18 protein-coding genes are annotated in these 16045 nt (G+C 68.5%); 11 read left to right on the top strand and 7 right to left on the bottom strand.

All coding sequences use genetic code 11. From position 1 onward, the window contains the following. The first annotated feature begins 238 nt into the window (after positions 1 to 238). The 6 genes from OG897_RS39315 (at position 239) to cseC (ending at position 5741) form a co-directional block, all read left to right on the top strand. On the top strand, positions 239 to 865 hold the full coding sequence (locus OG897_RS39315) for a phosphatase PAP2 family protein (RefSeq protein ID WP_266664990.1): 627 nt from the start codon (positions 239 to 241) through the stop codon (positions 863 to 865). A gap of 108 nt (positions 866 to 973) precedes the next feature. Continuing rightward, positions 974 to 1936, top strand: a complete 963-nt coding sequence (locus OG897_RS39310; protein ID WP_266664988.1) for an A/G-specific adenine glycosylase — start codon at positions 974 to 976, stop codon at positions 1934 to 1936. 166 nt (positions 1937 to 2102) lie between these two features. Further along, positions 2103 to 2720, top strand: coding sequence for a SigE family RNA polymerase sigma factor (locus OG897_RS39305; protein WP_266664987.1), 618 nt, complete (start codon positions 2103 to 2105; stop codon positions 2718 to 2720). Positions 2721 to 2866: 146 nt separating this feature from the next. Continuing rightward, entirely contained in the window at positions 2867 to 3610 is a 744-nt protein-coding gene (locus OG897_RS39300) for a hypothetical protein (protein ID WP_323188160.1), read from the top strand. A gap of 105 nt (positions 3611 to 3715) precedes the next feature. Then, a complete protein-coding gene (gene cseB / locus OG897_RS39295) occupies positions 3716 to 4414 on the top strand; it encodes a two-component system response regulator CseB (RefSeq protein WP_266664985.1) in 699 nt (232 codons plus the stop codon). A gap of 22 nt (positions 4415 to 4436) precedes the next feature. After that, complete coding sequence (gene cseC / locus OG897_RS39290; protein WP_266664983.1) at positions 4437 to 5741, top strand: two-component system sensor histidine kinase CseC; 1305 nt, start codon at positions 4437 to 4439, stop codon at positions 5739 to 5741. Between the two features lie 114 nt (positions 5742 to 5855). Here cseC and OG897_RS39285 read toward each other — a convergent pair whose 3' ends face one another. Beyond that, a complete protein-coding gene (locus tag OG897_RS39285) occupies positions 5856 to 7421 on the bottom strand; it encodes an MDR family MFS transporter (RefSeq protein WP_266665064.1) in 1566 nt (521 codons plus the stop codon). Positions 7422 to 7572: 151 nt separating this feature from the next. On the opposite strand from OG897_RS39285, the gene OG897_RS39280 reads away from it, so the two are divergent. Continuing rightward, a complete protein-coding gene (locus OG897_RS39280; protein ID WP_266664981.1) occupies positions 7573 to 8172 on the top strand; it encodes a TetR/AcrR family transcriptional regulator in 600 nt (199 codons plus the stop codon). Between the two features lie 94 nt (positions 8173 to 8266). Here OG897_RS39280 and OG897_RS39275 read toward each other — a convergent pair whose 3' ends face one another. Further along, a complete protein-coding gene (locus tag OG897_RS39275; RefSeq protein WP_266664979.1) occupies positions 8267 to 8872 on the bottom strand; it encodes a M23 family metallopeptidase in 606 nt (201 codons plus the stop codon). Between the two features lie 489 nt (positions 8873 to 9361). Here OG897_RS39275 and OG897_RS39270 point away from each other — a divergent pair, with 489 nt between their 5' ends. From OG897_RS39270 to OG897_RS39260, 3 genes are all read left to right on the top strand, one after another. Then, positions 9362 to 9742 carry a hypothetical protein gene (locus OG897_RS39270; RefSeq protein WP_266664977.1) on the top strand — a complete coding sequence of 127 codons (381 nt, stop codon included), beginning with the start codon at positions 9362 to 9364 and terminating at the stop codon, positions 9740 to 9742. Further along, positions 9739 to 9984: a hypothetical protein gene (locus tag OG897_RS39265; protein WP_266664975.1), complete on the top strand. Its 246-nt coding sequence runs from the start codon at positions 9739 to 9741 to the stop codon at positions 9982 to 9984. The genes OG897_RS39270 and OG897_RS39265 overlap by 4 nt, the downstream gene beginning before the upstream one ends. Before the next feature lie 282 nt (positions 9985 to 10266). Next, complete coding sequence (locus OG897_RS39260) at positions 10267 to 10407, top strand: hypothetical protein (RefSeq protein ID WP_266664973.1); 141 nt, start codon at positions 10267 to 10269, stop codon at positions 10405 to 10407. A gap of 156 nt (positions 10408 to 10563) precedes the next feature. Here OG897_RS39260 and OG897_RS39255 read toward each other — a convergent pair whose 3' ends face one another. Then, positions 10564 to 13089, bottom strand: coding sequence for an ATP-dependent Clp protease ATP-binding subunit (locus tag OG897_RS39255; protein ID WP_266664971.1), 2526 nt, complete (start codon positions 13087 to 13089; stop codon positions 10564 to 10566). A gap of 430 nt (positions 13090 to 13519) precedes the next feature. Between OG897_RS39255 and OG897_RS39250 the strand changes: the two genes are divergently transcribed. Beyond that, positions 13520 to 14146 carry an SCO3374 family protein gene (locus OG897_RS39250; RefSeq protein WP_266664969.1) on the top strand — a complete coding sequence of 209 codons (627 nt, stop codon included), beginning with the start codon at positions 13520 to 13522 and terminating at the stop codon, positions 14144 to 14146. Here the strand turns inward: OG897_RS39250 and OG897_RS39245 are convergent. The 4 genes from OG897_RS39245 to OG897_RS39230 form a co-directional block, all read right to left on the bottom strand. Continuing rightward, complete coding sequence (locus OG897_RS39245; protein ID WP_266664967.1) at positions 14125 to 14457, bottom strand: Lsr2 family protein; 333 nt, start codon at positions 14455 to 14457, stop codon at positions 14125 to 14127. The genes OG897_RS39250 and OG897_RS39245 overlap by 22 nt on opposite strands. A 156-nt stretch (positions 14458 to 14613) precedes the next feature. After that, positions 14614 to 15144, bottom strand: coding sequence for an amino-acid N-acetyltransferase (locus OG897_RS39240; protein ID WP_266664965.1), 531 nt, complete (start codon positions 15142 to 15144; stop codon positions 14614 to 14616). A gap of 9 nt (positions 15145 to 15153) precedes the next feature. Continuing rightward, a complete protein-coding gene (locus OG897_RS39235; RefSeq protein ID WP_266664963.1) occupies positions 15154 to 15684 on the bottom strand; it encodes a BlaI/MecI/CopY family transcriptional regulator in 531 nt (176 codons plus the stop codon). Positions 15685 to 15849: 165 nt separating this feature from the next. Then, positions 15850 to 16044: a hypothetical protein gene (locus OG897_RS39230; protein WP_266664961.1), complete on the bottom strand. Its 195-nt coding sequence runs from the start codon at positions 16042 to 16044 to the stop codon at positions 15850 to 15852. Position 16045 lies beyond the last annotated feature (1 nt).

The raw sequence follows: 16045 nt of genomic DNA, 5'->3' as shown, positions 1-16045 counted from the left end.
GCGGCCCGACTGGATTACGCAGAGATCCCACGGCCCGAACTCTACGAGAGAAGAGGGCCCAACTCCTGCCCCACCCGCCGCTGTCACGACAACTTTTGCCGATCATCATCCCGGCTGACGAGAAGCAACCGGCCGAAGGTACCGCCCCGGACACGACTTTCGTCATGGATGGTCACGCACAGGAGTCGACGATCGGCGATTGTGAACGCCGCCCGTCCATTCCGTAACGTCTGGGGGCATGGAAACCAGCAGCGCGCTCTACCGCGCCATCCTCAACTTCGCGCACTCCACACCCGGCTGGTTCCAGTTCCTCGCCGAGATATGGACGGAGCTGGGGCTGCTGGTCTTCGCCGGTCTCTTCCTCGTCGTGTGGTGGCGCTCGCGGAGCGACAGTGCGGCGTCGGTGGCGGTCGCGGTGCTCGCGCCGCTGGCGACGGGGGTGATGTACGTGGCGAGCGAGCTCTCCAAGTCGTTCATCACGGAGGACCGGCCGTGCCGGGCGGTGGCGAGGGCGGCACGTCCGCTGGTGGAGTGCCCCGCGGTGGGCGACTGGTCCTTCCCGAGCAACCACTCGGTGATCGCGGGCGCCGCGGCGGCCGGGCTGATCCTCGCCTGGCCCCGGCTGGCGGTGTTCGTCGCACCGATGGCCGTACTGATGGCACTCTCCCGGGTGTTCGTGGGGGTGCACTATCCGCACGACGTACTGGTCGGCCTGCTGTTCGGCGGGATCGGCGCGGCGGTGCTGGTGTGGGTGTCCGCGCGGCTGGCGCAGGGCGTCATCATGTGGATGCGGGCGAGCAGCGCAGGGCTGCTGCTGTGGTTCGCGGGCCCCGGCGCGGGCCGCCGCTCCCGGAGCCTCACATGACCGGGCCCGACGCGGGCGGACCTGACATGAGCGCGCTCACATCGCCGGGCGGTTCCGCGTCCCGCCTCGGCCGTCCGCACACCGTTTCGTGCCAGGATCGGAAGTGCCATGACTGCGACCACTGAGTTCACGCCCGAGACCACGTCCGTTCCCCCCTCCGAGGCCGCCGCCGCCGTGCCCGATCAGCACGGCATCGAGCTGCCCGCCCTCCACCCCGACGTCAACCTCTGGTTTACGGCCAATGCCCGCGACCTCCCCTGGCGGCGCCCCGAAGCGGGCCCGTGGGGTGTGATGGTCAGCGAGTTCATGCTCCAGCAGACACCCGTCAACCGGGTGCTGCCGGTGTACGAACAGTGGCTGGCCCGCTGGCCCCGCCCGGCCGACCTGGCCGCCGAGCCGTCGGGCGAGGCCGTCCGCGCCTGGGGCCGTCTGGGTTATCCGCGCCGGGCCCTGCGCCTGCACGGCGCGGCCACCGCCATAACGGAGCGGCACGGCGGCGACGTACCGTCCGAGCACTCCCAGCTCCTGTCACTGCCGGGCATCGGCGAGTACACGGCCGCCGCGGTGGCGTCCTTCGCTTACGGGCAACGGCACGCGGTGCTCGACACGAACGTGCGCCGGGTGATCGCCCGCGCGGTGAGCGGCGTCGAGTACCCGCCGAACGCGACCACCGCCGCCGAGCGCAAGCTCGCCCGCGCGCTCCTGCCCGAGGACACGGCGACGGCGGCCCGCTGGGCGGCGTCCTCGATGGAGCTGGGCGCACTCGTCTGCACGGCGAAGAACCCGGAGTGCGGGCGCTGTCCGATCTCCGCGCAGTGCGCCTGGCTGCGGGCCGGGAAGCCCGCGCACGTGGGTCCGGCGCGTAAGACGCAGGCGTACGCCGGTACCGACCGCCAGGTGCGCGGGCGGCTGCTCGCCGTGTTGCGCGAGGCGGTGACTCCCGTACCGCAGAGGGAACTTGACACGGTGTGGCACGAGCCGGTGCAGCGTGCACGCGCCCTGGACGGGCTGGTTGCGGACGGTTTGGTGGAGCCGCTGGAGGGCGGCGTCTACCGGCTTCCGCAGACTTAAACCTCTGCGAGGCAATCCGCTGTTACACAACCGATGGACAGCCGTGCGTCCTCCGAGCGCTCACCCGCACAACCCCGTGACAACGCCTCCGTAGCTTCATGAGCACAGGGGAACGGCAGCCGGTCTGACCACCGGCTGAAAACGGGACGGGACGGAGGCGGTTCGAATGGCGCACGGCGAGGTGCTCGGATTCGAGGAGTACGTACGCACGCGGCAGGAGGCTCTGCTGCGCAGTGCACGCCGACTCGTCCCGGACCCGGTGGACGCCCAGGACCTCCTCCAGACCGCACTGGCCCGTACGTACGGCCGCTGGGACGGCATCGAGGACAAGTCGCTCGCCGACGCCTACCTCCGCCGTGTCATGATCAACACGCGTACGGAATGGTGGCGGGCCCGCAAGCTGGACGAGGTCCCCACCGAGCAGCTGCCCGACGCCCGCGTCGAGGACGGCACGGAGCAGCGCGCTGACCGCGCTCTGCTGATGGACATCCTCGGTGTACTGGCGCCGAAGCAGCGCAGCGTGGTCGTATTGCGGCACTGGGAGCAGATGAGCACCGAGGAGACCGCTGCCGCACTGGGCATGTCTGCCGGTACGGTCAAGAGCACCTTGCACCGGGCACTCGCCCGGCTCCGGCAGGAACTGGAGAGCAGGGACCTGGACGCCAGGGCCCTGGAGCGCGGCGACTACCGCCGGACAGGCGGCGGGTGGGGTCTCCCCTGCTCGAACGGAGTTGAGAGCTCAGGGATGCGGGTCGAACGGGGGCAGGAGCGGTGCGCGGCCTAGGCAGGCGAAGCGGTCTCGGGGCGAAGACGGACGGGGACGGCCGGGGGGCCGCCCCCGACGAGTGCACCACGATCGGGCACAGTCCCGGCGGCAGGGGCACGCGACCCCGGGAGCGGACCCAGCGGTCCCAGCGGAACGTACTGGCGGTGAGTGGAACGGCTATGGCCGGCCTCGCCGCCGTCGGCCTGTTCGGGGTGTCGTGCAGTGCGGGCGGCACCGGCACGCGCGACGCGGGCCCGGGCCGTTCCGACCCGGTCGCCGCCCAGGCCGACCCGACGCCGCGCCCCACGTCGTCGGTGGCGGCCGACGCGCCGTCCGGGCCGGTCGTGCCGGCCGCCCGGATGGACCCCGTCGAGCTGCTGAAGAACGACCCGAAGGTCAGCGAGACCGTCAAGCGCGACCTCAAGCCCTGCGTCAAGGACATCTACCCGGTCGACGCCTCGTACGGCAAGGTCACCCACGGCGCTTCGGACGACGTCATCGTCAACGTGATGACCTGTGGCGATGCCATCGGTATCGGCAGTTACGTGTTCCGCGAGGACAATGGCCGGTACACGAACGTCTTCGTGGCGGAGGAGCCCGCTGTGTACGCCTCGATCGACCGGGGCGACCTGGTGGTAACCCGTCCGGAGTACAAGAAGGGCGACCCGGTCGAGTTTCCGTCCGGCGAGGTGGTGGTGACGTACCGCTGGAAGGGGCAGAAGTTCGTCGAGCACGACAGGGTGGCGAACAGCTACAGCAAGGCCGTCGGCAAGGGCACCAAGCAGGGCGAGGAACAGAACCCGGACCTGGACGCGGAGGAGAAGAAGCGGGGCGGCACGTCCGAACCCGCAAAAGTCGAGCCCTCGCGCGCCGCAGTCCCCGACGTCACCCCGCCGCGCCAGGACTGACCGGGTGATGTTTCACGTGGAACATCACCAGGACCGGACGGACAGGGACCGGACCGACAGAGACCAGGCCACAAGAGACCGGACCGAGAGAGCAGAGTGCACCGCATGGCCGATACCCACGTCCTGTTCGTCGAGGACGACGACGTGATCCGTGAGGCGACCCAGTTGGCGCTGGAGCGGGACGGGTTCACCGTGACCGCGATGCCGGACGGTCTCTCCGGCCTGGAGGCGTTCCGCGCGCAGCAGCCGGACATCGCGCTGCTCGACGTCATGCTGCCGGGCATGGACGGGGTGAGTCTGTGCCGCCGCATCCGCGACGAGTCGACCGTGCCGGTGATCATGCTGTCCGCGCGGGCGGACTCGATCGACGTGGTGCTCGGCCTGGAGGCCGGGGCCGACGACTACGTGACGAAGCCGTTCGACGGCTCGGTGCTGGTCGCCCGCATCCGCGCCGTACTGCGCCGCTTCGGCCACGCGTCCGGCGGTACGGCCCCCGAGCCGGTGCAGGGCGGCGAGGGCGGGGTGCTGACCTTCGGCGAACTGGAGGTCGACACGGAGGGCATGGAGGTCCGCAAGAACGGCGAGCCCGTCGCCCTCACCCCGACCGAGATGCGGCTGCTGCTCGAATTCTCGTCCGCGCCCGGCACCGTCCTCTCCCGCGACAAGCTCCTGGAGCGGGTGTGGGACTACGGTTGGGGCGGCGACACCCGGGTCGTGGACGTCCACGTGCAACGGCTGCGTACGAAGATCGGCCAGGACCGGATCGAGACGGTCCGCGGCTTCGGCTACAAGTTGAAGCCCTGATCCCTTCCGTGAAGAGCCCCGCATGAGACGTTTCGCCCTGCGCACCGGCATCCGCTGGAAGATCAGCTTCGCGATCGCCGCCGTGAGCGCGCTGATCGCCGTCATCCTGAGCCTCGTCGTGCACAACTCCGCGCGCGTCTCCATGCTCGACAACGCCCGTGACCTGCAACTGGAGCGCCTCCAGTTCGCCCAGCGGCTGTACGAGTCCTCCCGCGACCCGAAGGTCGGATCCCAGCTCAACGACCCCGACCTGCCCGCCGAGCTGCGCGCCAAGCTGGCGCACGGCCGCCGCGCCACGCACGTCCAGGAGGACCCGAAAGGGGTCCCCGAGGTGTGGGCCGCGGTCCCCTACCCGGGCAACGACATCCTCTCGCTGCACACCACCTTCCCCAACAACGTGCGCGTCGTGCAGGACCTCGACCGGTCCCTGGTGATCGCGTCGAGCGCCGTCGTCGTCGGCGGCACCGCGCTGGGCATCCTCATCGGCGGCTCCATCTCGCGCCGTCTGCGCAAGGCCGCGTCCGCCGCCACCGACGTGGCCCAGGGCAATACGCAGGTACGGGTGCTGGACGCCATCAGCGGTGTCGTACGGGACGAGACCGACGACCTCGCGCATGCCGTGGACGCCCTCACCGACGCCCTCCAGGAGCGGGTGGAGGCGGAGCGCAGGGTCACCGCCGACATCGCGCACGAGCTGCGCACGCCGGTCACCGGGCTGCTCACGGCCGCGGAACTGCTGCCTCCGTCCCGTCCCACCGAGCTCGTACGGGACCGGGCGCAGGCCCTGCGGACGCTGGTGGAGGACGTACTGGAGGTGGCGCGGCTGGACAGCGCCGCCGAGCGGGCGGAGATGCAGGAGATCGCGCTCGGCGAATTCGTCACGCGGCGGGTGGCGTCCCTCTACCCCGACGCGGTCGTCACGGTGGTGCACGGGAGCTGGGTCAACACCGATCCGCGCCGGCTGGAGCGCATCATCGGCAACCTCCTCGGCAATGCCGCCAAGCACGGGAAGCCCCCGTTCGAGGTGACGGTCGAGGGCCGGGTGGTGCGGGTCCGCGACCACGGCAAGGGTTTCCCCGCGGACCTGCTGCGGGAGGGGCCGAGCCGCTTCCGTACCGGATCGACCGACCGGGCGGGCCACGGGCACGGCCTCGGGCTGACCATCGCGTCGGGCCAGGCGAAGGTGCTCGGGGCGCGGCTGACGTTCCGCAACGCGCAGGCGGACGGGGGCGCGATCGCCGTGCTGTGGCTGCCGGAGCACGCCCCGACGGCGACGGGCAGCTTCCCGATCGTCAATCTGGCGGACCTGCCGCCGCGCAAGCGCTGAGGGTTTTCCTCGGTACGGAAAAGCAGCCGGATAAGCAGTACGAGGAAGGGGCCCGCGGTGCTGACAGCACCGCGGGCCCCTTCTTCGTAACCTCCGAGCCGGGCGACGTACCCCCTACGCCTTGGTGGCGGACTCGGCCTTCTTCTGCGGGCCCGCGCCCTTCAGTTCGACCTCCTTGACGAAGAACGCCGCGACCAGGCCGATCACCGCGATCCCCGCGCCCATCAGGAACGCGCCGTGCGTGCCGGAGGAGACCGCGAACTGGTACATCTCGCGCAGTGCGGCCGGGAGCTTCTCCAGGCTCGCCGCGTCCAGCGCCGCACCCTTCGGCATGCCGCCGGTGGAGCCGCCCTGGGCGACCATCGAGTCGGTGACCCGGGAGGTGAACAGCGCGCCCATCACCGAGACGCCGAACGAGCTGCCGAGCGTACGGAAGAGGGTCGTGGAGGAGGAGGCGACGCCCATGTCCTTGGGCTCGACGCTGTTCTGCGCGACGAGCATCGTGATCTGCATCAGGAAGCCCATGCCCGCGCCGAGCACCGCCATGTAGACGCCCGAGGTGAGGCGGGAGGTGTCGGTGTCCATCTGCGCCAGCAGGAAGAGGCCCGCGGTGATCAGGACGCCGCCCGCGATCGGGAACAGCTTGTACTTGCCGGTGTTGGTGGTGACCCGGCCGACGACCAGCGAGACGACCATCATCGACAGCAGCATCGGCAGCAGGAGCAGACCGGAGTTGGTGGCCGACGCGCCCTGTACGGACTGCTGGAAGAGCGGCAGGTAGAGGACCGCGCCGAACATCACGAAGCCGACGATGAAGCCGATCACCGACATGAGGGTGAAGTTCCGGTTGCGGAAGATGTGCAGCGGGATGATCGGCTCTGCAGCCTTCGTCTCCACGTACAGGAAGCCCGCGATCGAGGCGAGACCGACGACGATCAGACCGAGGATCTGGCCGGAGCCCCAGGCGTACTCGGTGCCGCCCCAGGTGGTGACCAGCACGATCGCGGTGATGCCGACGGTCAGCAGGACCGCGCCGAGATAGTCGATCTTCCCCTTGCCGGTGCGCTCCTTCTTCGGGAGGTGCAGCACGGTGGTGATCATGACGAGGGCGAGCGCGCCGAGCGGGATGTTGATGTAGAAGGACCAGCGCCAGCCGAGGTGGTCGGTGATCGCACCGCCGACCAGCGGACCGCCGATCATGGCGAGCGCCATCACACCGGCCATCATGCCCTGGTACTTGCCGCGCTCACGCGGCGGAATCAGGTCGCCGATGATCGCCATGACGCCGACCATCAGACCGCCCGCACCCAGTCCCTGCACGGCCCTGAAGCCGATCAGCTGACCCATGTCCTGGGCCATTCCGCTGAGTACGGAGCCGAGGAGGAAGACGACGATCGAAGTGAGGAAGATGCCCTTGCGGCCGTAGAGGTCGCCGAGCTTTCCCCAGATGGGAGTGGAGGCGGCGGTCGTCAGCGTGTAGGCGGTGACCACCCAGGACAGGTGTTCCAGGCCGCCCAGCTCGCCGACGATGGTCGGCATCGCGGTGCCGATGATCATGTTGTCGAGCATCGCCAGCAACATGGCGATCATCAGCGCGAGGAGTACGACGCGCACGCTGCGCTGCGGCTTCCCCTGCTCCGCAGGCTTCCCCGGCTTCCCCGGCTGTTCCGCTTTCGACATCGCTGGTGCTGGTGCTGTGGTTCCCATGTCCCGTCCCCTTTGGTACTTACTTGCCGCCCGGCAAGTTGGCTACACTTCAGGAAGGTAGACCGCTAACTTGCCGGTCGTCAAGTAAGTTCTGGTGAGTTGAACAAGCCTTGGGAGTAAGACGATGAGCAGCAGCGCCAGCGGAACGGGCCGAGCTCGCCGGGGTGACACGCGCCAGCGCATCCAGGACGTGGCGCTGCGGCTGTTCGGTGAGCAGGGGTACGAGAAGACCTCGCTGCGGGAGATCGCCGAGGAGCTCGACGTCACCAAGGCGGCGCTGTACTACCACTTCAAGACCAAGGAAGACATCCTGATCAGCCTCTTCCAGGACCTGACCCGGCCCATGGACGAGATGATCGAGTGGGGCGAGGGGCAGCCGCGCACGCTGGACACCAAGAAGGAACTGCTGAATCGCTACAGCGCCGCGCTGACCGACGCGGGCCCGCTCTTCCGCTTCATGCAGGAGAACCAAGGGACGGTGCGGGACCTGAGCATCGGCGACAGCTTCAAGGCGCGGATGATCCAGATGATGGCCCTGATGAAGGAGCCGGAAGCGCCGTTGGTCGACCAGGTGCGGTGCATCAGCGCGCTGTTCACGATGCACGCGGGCATGTTCGCCCTGAAGGAGATCGAGGGCGACGAAGAGGACAAGCGGAAGGCCGTCCTGGAAGTCGCGATCGACCTGGTCACCCAGGCGGACGCGTCCCGGGACGGCCTTCCGTAACAGCGCTGCGTACTCATCGAACGGGCTGGTCAAACAGGCTGGCCGGACCGGCTGGCCAGGCGGGATGGCCGGACGAGCTGGTCAGACGAGCTGGTCAGACGGCCACGCCGACCGAACGCAGGTAGGCGACCGGGTTGATCGCGGAACCGTAGTTCGGCGTGGTGCGGATCTCGAAGTGGAGGTGCGGTCCCGACGAGTTGCCGGTGTTGCCCGACAGGGCTATCGCCTGGCCCGCGCCGACCTTCTGGCCGACCGCGACCCGGAGCCGGGAGAGGTGCGCGTACTGGGAGTACGTGTTGTCCGCGTGCCGCACGACGATCGCGTTGCCGTACGCGGGGCCGTCGCCGCCGCCGTTGGGGCCGGCCTTGACGACGGTGCCCGCCGATGCGGCCTTCACGACAGTACCGATCGGTACGGCGAAGTCCTGGCCGGAGTGCTTGTGGGACCACCTGTTCCCGCCCTTGCCGAAGGTGGCGGAGAGCGCATAGCCCTGGACAGGCTTGCGCCATGCCTTGGCCTTGGCCTTGGCCTTGGCTACGGGGGCCTTCTTCTCTGCGGCCTTCGCGAGGGTCTTCGCGGGGGCGGTCTTCACCGGAGCGCCGCTCGCAGCGAAGGCGCTCCCGGTTCCGACCACGCACGTCGCACCGGCCACGGCGGCGACGAGGGCGGTGCGGACCCGACGGGACACGAGCTTCGACATGCGGGAAAAACCTCCGGAGACGAGTGAACCCGGCAGGTCCGCCGGGCTTGCTCCACATTGGTAACCCGCCGTCCCGCGCAGCCCCAAACGCCCCTCCTACGACCTCGCTTCGTAGTCACGGGCACGGACTTCGACTCCTTGACGCCCTCCGCCCCCTCCCCCGCGCGGCGAAAAATCCACGGCGAAACAGGTTTACCGCCTCGTCAGAAGGACCGGAATCGGACAATCGCCCCCACCGAGGAAGGGCCCCCTCCCTCCGGGCCCAAGGTCACCGCGCAGCCTCCCCCGAGGTCCCGCCGGAGACCCCGAGGAATCCACTACCTGCCCTAGTAGGACCGCAAAGCCCTGTGCGCCTTGTCACGGGCGCGCCGCGCGCCGCTGCCCGTACGGACACGAACGGCGTCAATCGGGCACCCCTTTCCCACTCGTACGGACGATTCGCCGTCCTTCCGTCCGCCCGCCTGTTCCTCGTGCGCAAGTCTCAACCCCATGAGGGGTGTCGGCGTACGGTGGTGGCGCAGGGCAGTGCCGTCGGGGCGGGAGGGGCACCGGATGGGCGACAGTGGCGAGCACGAATTCGTGTGGCACACGGTGGTGAGCGGCCGGGCCGTCGACCTGCCCGCCACGCTCCCCACCATCCGGGCCGCCCTCACCCCCGCCCAGGCCGCCGACCTGGACGCCGAGATCGCCCGCACTCCCGCCCTGGACCTGCCGTTGGTGCTGGCCCGCTGGGCGCTCGCGCCGACGGACGCCGCCGAGGAGGACGAGGCGGTCTTCGCCCGGCTGGCCTCGGGCGACTTCTCCGACTGCGTGTCCGCCGGGTCCGACGAACTCCGCGAGCCCCACGCGCCCCGACCGGAAGCCTCATGACCCGTCTTCGCATCCAGTACGCCCCGGCTGCGGAGACGGCCCGGCACGCGATGCACCCCGACCTCCGCCAGCGCTTCGAGCACGCGATGCGGGCGCTGGCCTGTGACCCGTACGGCCAGGACACGCGCGACGTCAAAGGCGAGAAGGACCGGCGTCAGGGGGTCGCGGGTGGGGCGGTGGTCGTCTACTACGTGAGTGCGGCGGTGCTGGTGGTGACGGTGGTGCGGATCGTGCACGCGTGATCGCCGGGCCCGGGCGCGGGAACCAGGAGGGCGAGGACCTCAAGGCGGGCAATCGCACGCAGCCGCGGCCGCCGCGATCCCGGGAGTACGCCAGGGCAGCGGCGTGCTCTGCGGACAGCACGTCCTGACCTGCTCACACATCCTCGGGGGACAACCCCCGCGCCCAGGGCGACCGCGAGGACGCCCACACCTGACTCGCCGACCTCCTCCCCCACTCCCCCGACAACCGCCGGGTCGTCATCTCGCGAACACACTCAGCTCCTTACGGAATTCACCCGCCTCGTGAACCGCACCGGATTCCTCCAGGAACGCACGGACGACTTCTTCCCCTTCACCCACCGCACATTCCAGGATTTCCTGGCGGCGAAGGAATTCGTCGAAGGAGATCACCTGGAGGAACTCGCGCGCCGGGGCCGTTCGTGATCCCGTTGCTGCCGCCGCGCTGGGGGTTCCGTAGAGCCGGAGACCGTAGGACCGCAGGCCGTAAAACAGGCCGTAAAACAGGACGCGAAAAGGGGCTGGCCCCGGGAACCGTACGGTTCCCGGGGCCAGCCCCTTCGTCCTGCGGACCCGGAGCGCTTACGCGTCCTTGGTCATGTTCGGCCCGTTGCCACCGGCGGCGGACTCGATCGGCGGGGCGTCCGGCAGTGCTGCCTTCTCCTCGCCGCGGAAGGTGAACTCCTTGGCGTCGCCCTCACCCTCGGTGCCGACGACCACGATGTGACCGGGGCGCAGCTCACCGAAGAGGATCTTCTCCGAGAGGATGTCCTCGATCGAGCGCTGGATCGTCCGGCGCAGCGGCCGGGCGCCCATCACGGGGTCGTAGCCCTTCTTGGCGAGGAGCGCCTTGGCGTCCGAGCTCAGCTCGATGCCCATGTCGCGGTCCTTGAGCCGCTCGTCCACCTTGTTGATCATGAGGTCGACGATCTGGATGATGTCTTCCTCGGTCAGCTGGTGGAAGACGACCGTGTCGTCGACACGGTTGAGGAACTCGGGGCGGAAGTGCTGCTTGAGCTCTTCGTTGACCTTGTTCTTCATCCGCTCGTACCCGGTCTTGACGTCGCCCTGGGCGGCGAAGCCCAGGTTGAAGCCCTTCGAGATGTCACGGGTTCCAAGGTTGGTCGTCATGATGATGACCGTGTTCTTGAAGTCCACGACGCGGCCCTGGGAGTCGGTCAGGCGACCGTCCTCCAGGATCTGGAGCAGCGAGTTGAAGATGTCCGGGTGCGCCTTCTCGACCTCGTCGAAGAGGACCACCGAGAACGGCTTGCGCCGCACCTTCTCCGTCAGCTGGCCGCCCTCTTCGTAGCCCACGTAGCCGGGGGGCGAACCGAAGAGACGCGAGACCGTGTGCTTCTCGCTGAACTCCGACATGTCGAGGGAGATCAGTGCGTCCTCGTCGCCGAAGAGGAACTCCGCGAGCGTCTTGGACAGCTCGGTCTTACCGACACCGGACGGACCGGCGAAGATGAACGAACCACCGGGACGCTTCGGGTCCTTCAGACCGGCACGCGTACGACGGATCGCCTGGGAGAGCGCCTTGATGGCGTCCTTCTGGCCGATGACGCGCTTGTGGAGCTCGTCCTCCATGCGCAGCAGGCGGCTCGACTCCTCCTCGGTCAGCTTGAAGACCGGGATGCCCGTCGCGGTCGCGAGGACCTCGGCGATGAGCTCGCCGTCGACCTCGGCGACGACGTCCATGTCGCCGGCCTTCCACTCCTTCTCCCGCTTGGCCTTCGCGGCGAGGAGCTGCTTCTCCTTGTCGCGCAGGGAGGCGGCCTTCTCGAAGTCCTGCGAGTCGATCGCCGATTCCTTGTCCCTGCGGACGTTGGCGATCTTCTCGTCGAACTCGCGGAGGTCCGGCGGCGCGGTCATCCGGCGGATGCGCATTCGCGATCCGGCCTCGTCGATCAGGTCGATCGCCTTGTCCGGAAGGAAGCGGTCCGAGATGTAGCGGTCCGCCAGCGTCGCCGCCTGGACGAGGGCCTCGTCCGTGATGGAGACGCGGTGGTGGGCCTCGTAACGGTCGCGCAGACCCTTGAGGATCTCGATGGTGTGCGGCAGCGACGGCTCCGCGACCTGAATGGGCTGGAAGCGTCGCTCAAGAGCGGCGTCCTTCTCCAGGTGCTTGCGGTACTCGTCGAGCGTGGTGGCGCCGATGGTCTGGAGCTCACCGCGGGCCAGCATCGGCTTCAGGATCGAAGCCGCGTCGATCGCGCCCTCTGCGGCACCCGCACCCACGAGCGTGTGCAGCTCGTCGATGAACAGGATGATGTCGCCGCGGGTGCGGATCTCCTTGAGGACCTTCTTCAGCCGCTCCTCGAAGTCACCGCGGTAGCGGGAACCCGCGACGAGCGCGCCGAGGTCGAGGGTGTAGAGGTGCTTGTCCTTGAGGGTCTCGGGCACCTCGCCCTTGACGATGGCCTGCGCGAGACCTTCGACGACGGCGGTCTTGCCGACGCCGGGCTCGCCGATGAGGACCGGGTTGTTCTTCGTACGGCGGGACAGCACCTGCATGACCCGCTCGATCTCCTTCTCGCGCCCGATGACCGGGTCGAGCTTGGACTCACGAGCGGCCTGGGTGAGGTTCCGGCCGAACTGGTCGAGCACCAGGGACGTGGAAGGCGTGCCTTCCGCAGGGCCGCCGGCTGCGGCGGTCTCCTTGCCCGAGTATCCGGAGAGCAGCTGGATGACCTGCTGCCGCACCCGGTTGAGATCGGCGCCCAGCTTCACCAGGACCTGGGCGGCGACGCCCTCGCCCTCGCGAATCAGGCCGAGCAGGATGTGCTCGGTGCCGATGTAGTTGTGGCCGAGCTGGAGGGCCTCGCGGAGCGAAAGCTCCAGGACCTTCTTGGCACGCGGGGTGAAGGGAATGTGACCGGACGGGGCCTGCTGCCCCTGACCGATGATCTCCTCGACCTGCTGGCGAACCGCCTCAAGCGAAATGCCGAGGCTCTCCAGGGCCTTAGCGGCGACACCCTCACCCTCGTGGATCAGACCCAGGAGGATGTGCTCGGTGCCGATGTAGTTGTGGTTGAGCATCCGGGCTTCTTCCTGAGCCAGGACGACAACCCGCCGCGCGCGGTCGGTGAACCTCTCGAACATCGTTATTCGCTCCTCAGAGCGGTCGGGCAGTTAAGGGGTCGGTCCCCTCCCTGTCCTTCCGCATGCTAGTCCCGCGGGGCGGGACAGCTCATTCCAACTGCCGACACCCGTTCCTGCCTCCCGGCTTGAACAGCCGACAACTACTCCAACTCGATGGTGCGAGACGATGTTCCCGCAGGCCAAGCAGTTAGCCCTATCGCCACTACGCCGATGGCGAACGTGGGACCGCTCGGGATGCGTGTCGCCCCTCCCCACTAGGACTGTCTTACCCGCAAGGACTGACACTCCATGCGGCGCACGCCGGTTCCCTCAGCTACGGGCGAACATCCTTGCGCCGCCGGATGCACGCGTACGCCCCCATTTCGCCCACGCAGGGCATCCGAAGGCGGACGGAGCGTAACCACTGGCCGTCTGGGGAGTTGCTCCGGTCATGGCCCCCACCGTTCCGCATCCCCGCCCGGCACTGCCCGGCGACGACGACGCGCACCGGACCCGCTGGGCCCGCTGGTACGAGGACGAACTCGGCTGGGCCACCGTCCGCGCTCCCGGAGAACCGGTTCTGCTGCGCACCGGCACGCACTTCGACGTACTGGAACTCCCCGCGGAGGCGGGACACGCCGTACTGCGCCGGATCGGGCCCACCGGGCCCGTCGCCCTGCTGGGACGGCGGATGCGGCTGCTGCTCGCCGCGGGAAGCGCGGAGGAGGTGCCGTCACTCCTGGACTGGCTGGAGTGGGGTTCCGTCGCGCTCGATCTGCGGGCGACCGGCACGGGCGGCCTGATCGCCGCCCCCGCTCCGCCGGATTCCGGCCCCCTGCCTTCGGGCGGGGCCGCCGTGTGGCTGCGGCCCCCGGTGCCGGGGCACGAGGGGAAACGGGCACTTCCGGCCTTCGCCGGCATCGGGGGCAGTGGGGATGCCCCCGATCTCGTACGCCTCCTGGCCGCGGCGGCGACAGAATGCCACCGGACCAGATTGACCAACGCAAACGCCAAGGACCTCAACGGGACTACGGAACTGCCGAAAATGCGGCAGGCTCAGCCGTTGGCCTTCTCGTAGGCGTCCTTCACCGAGGCGGGAACACGGCCCCGGGCACTCACGTCGTAACCGTTGTCCTTCGCCCACTTACGGATCTCGGCCGTGTTCTGGGCTCCACCGGAAACAACGCGTGCCTTGCCGCGACCAGCGGAACGGCCACCGGTACGGCGTCCGTTCTTGGTGTACGGGTCGAGCAGCCCGCGGAGCTTCTCCGCGTTCGCGGTGGTGAGGTCGATCTCATAGGTCTTGCCGTCCAGAGCGAACGTCACCGTCTCGTTCGCCTCGACGCCGTCGAGGTCGTCAACAAGAAGGACCTGAACCTTCTGCGCCACCGGATTTCCTTTCATCGAAAATGCAGTACGCGGAAAGGAAACCGCTTTTCCGGGGAAAACACAAACCCCTGTCGGAGGTTCAGTACCGCGAGAACACGGGAAACGTGCGCGATTCGGACATTGACAACATGCGCTTCACAGCGCTTCACGCGCGCTTCAGAGGTGCAGAAGCATCCGGCTGTTACCCAGGGTGTTGGGCTTCACCCGTTCGAGACCGAGGAACTCCGCCACACCCTCGTCATGGGAACGCAGCAGCTCGCTGTAGACATCTCCGTCGACCGGCGACTCACCGATCTCCACGAAGCCGTGCTTCGCGAAGAACTGCACTTCGAAGGTCAGGCAGAATACCCGGCGCACTCCGATCCAACGGGCGGTCTGGAGGAGTTTGTCCAGCACCTGATGCCCTACTCCGGAGCCCTTGAAGTCCAGGTCCACAGCGAGAGTGCGGACTTCGGCGAGGTCTTCCCACATGACGTGGAGGGCGCCGCAGCCGATCACCCTGGCGTCCTCGTCGCGTTCCGCGACCCAGAACTCCTGGATGTCCTCGTAAAGCGTCACGTTCGCTTTGTCGAGCAGGATGCTCTGGCGCGCGTAGGCGTCAACAAGGGCGCGGATCGACGGGACATCACTGGTGCGCGCCCGGCGGACGGTGATGGCTTTTGCGGGCGCAATACGATCTGGGGCCATGCCCGGACGCTATCGCCCCGGCGGCTTCGCGCCCCCACCGGGGACTTCGGCGGGCGTCCCGGTCGTATCCGGCCCGGTATCGGACCCCGTATCGGACCCCGTATGGGTCCCCGTAACGGCCCGGGTATCCGGCGCGGTTTCCGGCCCGGTATCCGTGACTGGAGCCGAATCCTCCGCGTCGTCGCGCTGGACGACGCGCATCGCGTCCTGAAGTGCTTCGCGCTGCTCGGCGGACATCATGCCGAAGAACGCGACAAGGGCGGCGGCGGGGTTGTCACTGGTCGACCAGGCTTCGTTCATCAGTGCGGCCGAGTAGGCGGCGCGCGTGGAGACCGAGGTATATCGATAGGCCCTGCCGTCTACTTCCCTGCGCACCCAGCCCTTCTGATGGAGATTGTCCATTACGGTCATGACGGTGGTGTAGGCGATGGAACGGTCCTTCTGAAGATCTTCGAGGACTTCCCGGACGGTGACGGGACGGTTCCACTGCCACACGCGCGTCATGACGGCGTCTTCCAGCTCTCCCAATCGGCGTGGCACAGCGCCACCCTAGTGGGAGATATCAGTAATTCCCGGCTATTCGGGCGGGGCACAAGAAAAGAGGGGCGTGCGATCCCGTACTCACGGGATCGCACGCCCCTCTTTGTCGCCGTACCGGGCGTCGCCGCGTTCCGGGCGTCGCACCGTGCTCCGGGCGTTGGCGCCTCAGGCGTCGCCGCTGTTGCGCTTCGCGGTGTCGGGGGTCGGACCGGGGGCCATGGTGGCCGCGGCGACGGCGTCCACGATGCGGTCTTCCTTGGTCTTGTTGGTACCGCCCTGGGTCTTGACGATCGTCACGACGAGACCGATGAAGAAGGCGGCCATCACCACCGGGGGCAGGAGCGCGGAGACATAGTCCATG

Origin of the sequence: Streptomyces sp. NBC_00237 (assembly GCF_026342435.1) — a bacterium.
In the GTDB taxonomy this organism is placed as follows: Bacteria; Actinomycetota; Actinomycetes; order Streptomycetales; family Streptomycetaceae; genus Streptomyces.
This window is presented reverse-complemented; position numbering and strand designations above follow the sequence as displayed.

Excerpts from the sequence above, each read along its gene's own strand:
- OG897_RS39240 (WP_266664965.1), bottom strand. The coding sequence starts at position 15,144 with ATGGCCCCAGATCGTATTGCGCCCGCAAAAGCCATCACCGTCCGCCGG.
- OG897_RS39270 (WP_266664977.1), top strand. The coding sequence starts at position 9,362 with ATGAGGGGTGTCGGCGTACGGTGGTGGCGCAGGGCAGTGCCGTCGGGG.
- OG897_RS39315 (WP_266664990.1), top strand. The coding sequence starts at position 239 with ATGGAAACCAGCAGCGCGCTCTACCGCGCCATCCTCAACTTCGCGCAC.
- OG897_RS39280 (WP_266664981.1), top strand. The coding sequence starts at position 7,573 with ATGAGCAGCAGCGCCAGCGGAACGGGCCGAGCTCGCCGGGGTGACACG.
- OG897_RS39250 (WP_266664969.1), top strand. The coding sequence starts at position 13,520 with ATGGCCCCCACCGTTCCGCATCCCCGCCCGGCACTGCCCGGCGACGAC.
- OG897_RS39265 (WP_266664975.1), top strand. The coding sequence starts at position 9,739 with ATGACCCGTCTTCGCATCCAGTACGCCCCGGCTGCGGAGACGGCCCGG.
- OG897_RS39230 (WP_266664961.1), bottom strand. The coding sequence starts at position 16,044 with ATGGACTATGTCTCCGCGCTCCTGCCCCCGGTGGTGATGGCCGCCTTC.
- OG897_RS39310 (WP_266664988.1), top strand. The coding sequence starts at position 974 with ATGACTGCGACCACTGAGTTCACGCCCGAGACCACGTCCGTTCCCCCC.
- cseB (WP_266664985.1), top strand. The coding sequence starts at position 3,716 with ATGGCCGATACCCACGTCCTGTTCGTCGAGGACGACGACGTGATCCGT.
- OG897_RS39275 (WP_266664979.1), bottom strand. The coding sequence starts at position 8,872 with ATGTCGAAGCTCGTGTCCCGTCGGGTCCGCACCGCCCTCGTCGCCGCC.
- OG897_RS39255 (WP_266664971.1), bottom strand. The coding sequence starts at position 13,089 with ATGTTCGAGAGGTTCACCGACCGCGCGCGGCGGGTTGTCGTCCTGGCT.
- OG897_RS39285 (WP_266665064.1), bottom strand. The coding sequence starts at position 7,421 with ATGTCGAAAGCGGAACAGCCGGGGAAGCCGGGGAAGCCTGCGGAGCAG.
- OG897_RS39305 (WP_266664987.1), top strand. The coding sequence starts at position 2,103 with ATGGCGCACGGCGAGGTGCTCGGATTCGAGGAGTACGTACGCACGCGG.
- cseC (WP_266664983.1), top strand. The coding sequence starts at position 4,437 with ATGAGACGTTTCGCCCTGCGCACCGGCATCCGCTGGAAGATCAGCTTC.